Genomic DNA, 4,107 nt, shown 5'->3' with positions numbered 1-4,107 from the left:
GAATCGAGCGAATGCGTGTGCAGCAGTATTGGATATAAGGACCTGTGTCGCCTTGAAATGACAAGGCCGTGTCCATGTCGAAGACTACATTTTTGGTGGGCTTAACGCGCAATACGGCAAAGCGTATGGCTGAGACTGCCACCTGCTCGGCAATGGTCTGTTGTTCCTCCTCAGGAAGATCGGGAAATTGTTCCTGCACACGCAACAAAGCCCGTGCTGCTGCCTGATCGAGAAAAGAAGAAAGCAACACAACCTTCCCTTGACGGGTAGACATCTTTCCGTCTGAAAGAAGGATATAGGAATAATAGACGACCTCCGGCGATTCAATGCCTGCGGCCTGAAGAATAAGCGCGAGTTGCTGGGCGTAAAGCTTATGATCTTCGCCGAGAACCATCAAGTTTATATCGGCGCCTGATTCATATTTATCTTGAGAATATAAAAGGTCTCGACAGCCATACATGGATGATCCGTTGGCACGTTTCAACACGAAATAACGGCCTTCTTCTGCCGTGTAGCCCAGCTGTGCCAGATCAACCACCCGCCGGCCGTCTTCATCCGTAAACAAGGCGTTTTTCTCTTCAAGGGCGTTTTCAATATGCGCCAAACGCGGATCATTGACATAGGCAGATTCATGGTCGAATTTGTCGTACCGTGCGCCGATACGATGCAGCACTTCCAGTTGTCCTTGGAGACAAAGGCGCGTGATATGAAAAAACTTTTCTCTCACTTTTTCGTCTCCCGCCTCAATCTTTGCCAAGAGTGCATAGCCCTCATTCGCGAAGTCGGGATCCTCTTGAGCACGTTTATTTGCCGCCACATAGATTTCTAAAATCTGTTCGAAGCTGACATTTTCGAATTCTTCGGCGAGCAGGGCAAGAAGCCCAATTTGCCTCCCCATATCATTGACATAATAATGGACTTCGACCTCATAACCTTCGAAGCGCAGCAAACGGGTGAGACTGTCACCGATAAGGGCGCAACGGCCACGTCCAACATGGGGACTTGCATTGGGGTTGATGCTGGTATGTTCGATAAGCACCCGTTTCCCGCGCCCGGCGGACGTGCTACCCCACGCTTCTTTTTGGCGGAACACGGCATCAACGATTTGATAACCGACTCGGTCGCGATTCAATTTCAAATTAACATACGGACCGGCAGCAAGGGCTTCCCGTACATCAATGCCAAAATCAACTTGAGCCGCCAACTCCTGAGCCAAGGCAACGGGAGATGTTTTACGGGTTTTGGCAATAGAAAACATGGGAATCGCCACATCACCCATTTCCAAAGAGGGCGGCGTTGCGAAAGCAATCATTTCACGGGTCAATGACGAATCGTAAGCCTGTAAAGCTTGTATAATCGATTCAAAATATAACAAGAGTAGGATTCTCCTATAGACAAGATTTTGGGTTCATTCGGCAGCACACAAAAGCTGCGTCTTGGGGGAGTGGCGCCTTATTCGTTGGAATTGGCTGATTCCATAGCCTTTTGCTGGATTTCCTGCTCATACAAATCGGCATCAGTGTAGTTGCGTTCTACAACCTTGATCAAGTGGAATCCATGTTCTGTTTGAATGATTTCGCTCACATCACCGATCTCACCTTTCCAACAATATTCTTCGAAGGCAGCCGTAAAGGTTCCCGGAGGAGCCCATCCCAAATCTCCGCCGCGCCGCGCAGAAACGCTATCATCAGAATTGGCACGCGCAAGCTTTGAAAAACTTTCTCCCGCCAATAGACGTTGCCGCAATTCTGAAATTTTTTCATAGGCACGGCCCCGATCCACGGGATCGCTGCTATCATAGGCAACCAAAATATGACTGGCGCGAACCATGGTCAGCATGGGTCTTGATTGGCGGCCCATATAAAAATAAACAGACATGGCAGCAATCAAAAGAAGGATGGCTATCCAAATATATTTGGTCATATCCCGCGGTTCGGTTTCCGCCTCCACGAAGTTTTCCGGGTTCGACTGAATCTCCTTGTTCATCACAATCTCCTGACAAAAGACTTTTATTTAATGACTCAAAAATCTGACGGTATGGAATATAGATTACCGTAAAATGAAATTACGAAATAGCCTATCACACAGCCTACCAGAAGTGTAATTACGACTTGCAGTATTTTGGCAGTGGCTTTCACTGCAGATTGTGCCTCTTGAAAACTGTACTCAGCAGCTTTCTGCAGACTGTCATCAAGATTACCGGATTGCTCGCCAATCGCAATCAATTCGCGCCCCGCCTTATCCAGACAACGGCTCTTTGAAAAGGCTTCGGCCAAGGTGCCGCCATGGGCTATAACCGGCAAGGCACGGAGCAGATCCTTTTCCAAGGCTTTATCCAAGGTCATGGATGCACTGCGCCGTATACATTGTTGCACATCCAATCCGGAACGGATCAACAACGCCATGCCTCGGTAAAAGCGCGATAAGGCAAATTTTCGGAGCATCCCGTTTATAGGCCATAAATGGCGTTTCACCACCTGCCATGGACCTTGAAGAAGACCGGCACGAATCAAAACAATGACACCCGTCAAAAAGATAAAGACAAGAAAGAGAGCGGCGATCTGAAAATGCACATAGTTTTGAAGATAGGCCCCTATATCGAAATTGCTGCCCGTCCCGTGAAAAACAGCGCTAACTCGCTTAATCATCCCCAACGCAAAGGTGCCAAGAAACCACGCCGAAGCCAGTTGTAATCCCGGATAGATCAAAGAGCCGATAACCGACTGGTATAAACGGCGCATTTCTTCGTAGTAAGCCGCGAGATCGGCGAAAAGCGTATCGAGTCTGCCACCCTTTTCTCCTGCCGATACAAGTTGAATAAACAGGTCGGGCAGTATTTTTTTTTCGGAATTGCACGCGTCTGCAAGCGTTGCCCCCTGTCGAATGGCGCGCTCCATGCGCTGCAGCATGAGACGTGCTTTTCCTGAAACCCCTTTTCCTGCCACAAGCTCCAAGCATGAAAGAATGGGCAAGCCGGCTTTGTAGGCAGTAGCCAGTTGCCGGCAAATCAATGCCATTTCTTTTACACCCAGTTTAGAGGAAATCAAAGCCATAAGAATATCCAACCATGTAGATCATGGCGATAGCGCGTCAACAAAGCAGCAACGCCTTTATCAGGCGCCTTCTACCGATTCCAACCATCTTGCTGCGTCAAGAGCCGCCATGCAGCCGCTGCCCGCCGCCGTTACCGCTTGGCGATAGATATTGTCTTGCACATCGCCACAAGCGAAAACGCCGGGGATACCGACAGAGCAGCTTTTCCCCTCTGTCAATAAGTATCCTGACTCATCCATGGGAAGCACGTCTTTAAACAATGCTGTATTCGGCTGATGACCGATGGCAGCAAAATAGCCGACACAAGCAAGTTCACGGGTTAGACCGGTTTCGGTACTTTTCAAGCGGACTCCCGTTACACCGTCCGTATCATTTCCGAAAATTTCGTCGACGACCGAATTCCACTCCACTGTAATCTTAGGATGGTTGATCACGCGGTCGCCCATAATTTTGCTGGCACGGAACTTATCGCGGCGATGCACCACGTGAACATGGTCGGCGAATTTCGCTAAGAACATCGCCTCTTCCATGGCGGTATCGCCGCCGCCCACGACAACGAGGGTCTTTCCGCGAAACTGAGGTAAAGCGCCGTCGCAAGTCGCACAAGCAGACACGCCCTTATTCATGAATCGCTGCTCCGACTCCAAGCCCAAATAACGGGCTGTGGCGCCTGTCGCGATAATCAATGTTTCGGTCTCGTAGACCTCCTCATTGACAAAGAGACGCAAGGGCCGGGAAGATAAATCAACAGAAGTGACCGTTTTATATTCAAAGCGTGCGCCAAAGTTTTCCGCCTGTTTTTTCAAGTCATCCATCAGTTCCGGTCCTGAAATGCCATTGGGATATCCCGGAAAGTTTTCTACTTCCGTCGTCGTCATTAACTGTCCGCCCGGAAGCACGGTCTGGCTGAGTTCGCCTTCAAAGACCAAGGGCTTCAAATCGGCCCGCGCCGTATACAAAGCAGCTGTACAGCCCGCAGGCCCGCCGCCCATTATCACAACTTTTTCCATGATGCTTCTCCTACCTATATTTTATCAGGCTCTTGCCGTCAAG

General features: G+C 49.5%; 4 protein-coding genes. All 4 read right to left on the bottom strand.

Features of this window, described 5'->3' with window-relative positions; all coding sequences use genetic code 11:
- A partial coding sequence (gene argS / locus GX117_05605; GenBank protein NLO32820.1) for an arginine--tRNA ligase occupies positions 1–1,375 on the bottom strand: 1,375 nt, incomplete at its 3' end.
- Between the two features lie 77 nt (positions 1,376–1,452).
- Positions 1,453–1,986, bottom strand: a complete 534-nt coding sequence (locus GX117_05600) for a hypothetical protein (protein NLO32819.1) — start codon at positions 1,984–1,986, stop codon at positions 1,453–1,455.
- A 35-nt stretch (positions 1,987–2,021) separates the two neighbouring features.
- Positions 2,022–3,053, bottom strand: a complete 1,032-nt coding sequence (locus GX117_05595) for a hypothetical protein (protein ID NLO32818.1) — start codon at positions 3,051–3,053, stop codon at positions 2,022–2,024.
- 60 nt (positions 3,054–3,113) lie between these two features.
- Positions 3,114–4,064, bottom strand: a complete 951-nt coding sequence (gene trxB, locus GX117_05590) for a thioredoxin-disulfide reductase (GenBank protein NLO32817.1) — start codon at positions 4,062–4,064, stop codon at positions 3,114–3,116.
- Positions 4,065–4,107 lie beyond the last annotated feature (43 nt).

It is taken from the genome of Candidatus Hydrogenedentota bacterium (assembly GCA_012523015.1).
In the GTDB taxonomy this organism is placed as follows: domain Bacteria; phylum Hydrogenedentota; class Hydrogenedentia; order Hydrogenedentales; family CAITNO01; genus JAAYBJ01.
This window is presented reverse-complemented; position numbering and strand designations above follow the sequence as displayed.

Coding starts and splice junctions, on each gene's coding strand:
- GX117_05595 (NLO32818.1), bottom strand. CDS start 3,053: ATGGCTTTGATTTCCTCTAAACTGGGTGTAAAAGAAATGGCATTGATT.
- GX117_05600 (NLO32819.1), bottom strand. CDS start 1,986: ATGAACAAGGAGATTCAGTCGAACCCGGAAAACTTCGTGGAGGCGGAA.
- trxB (NLO32817.1), bottom strand. CDS start 4,064: ATGGAAAAAGTTGTGATAATGGGCGGCGGGCCTGCGGGCTGTACAGCT.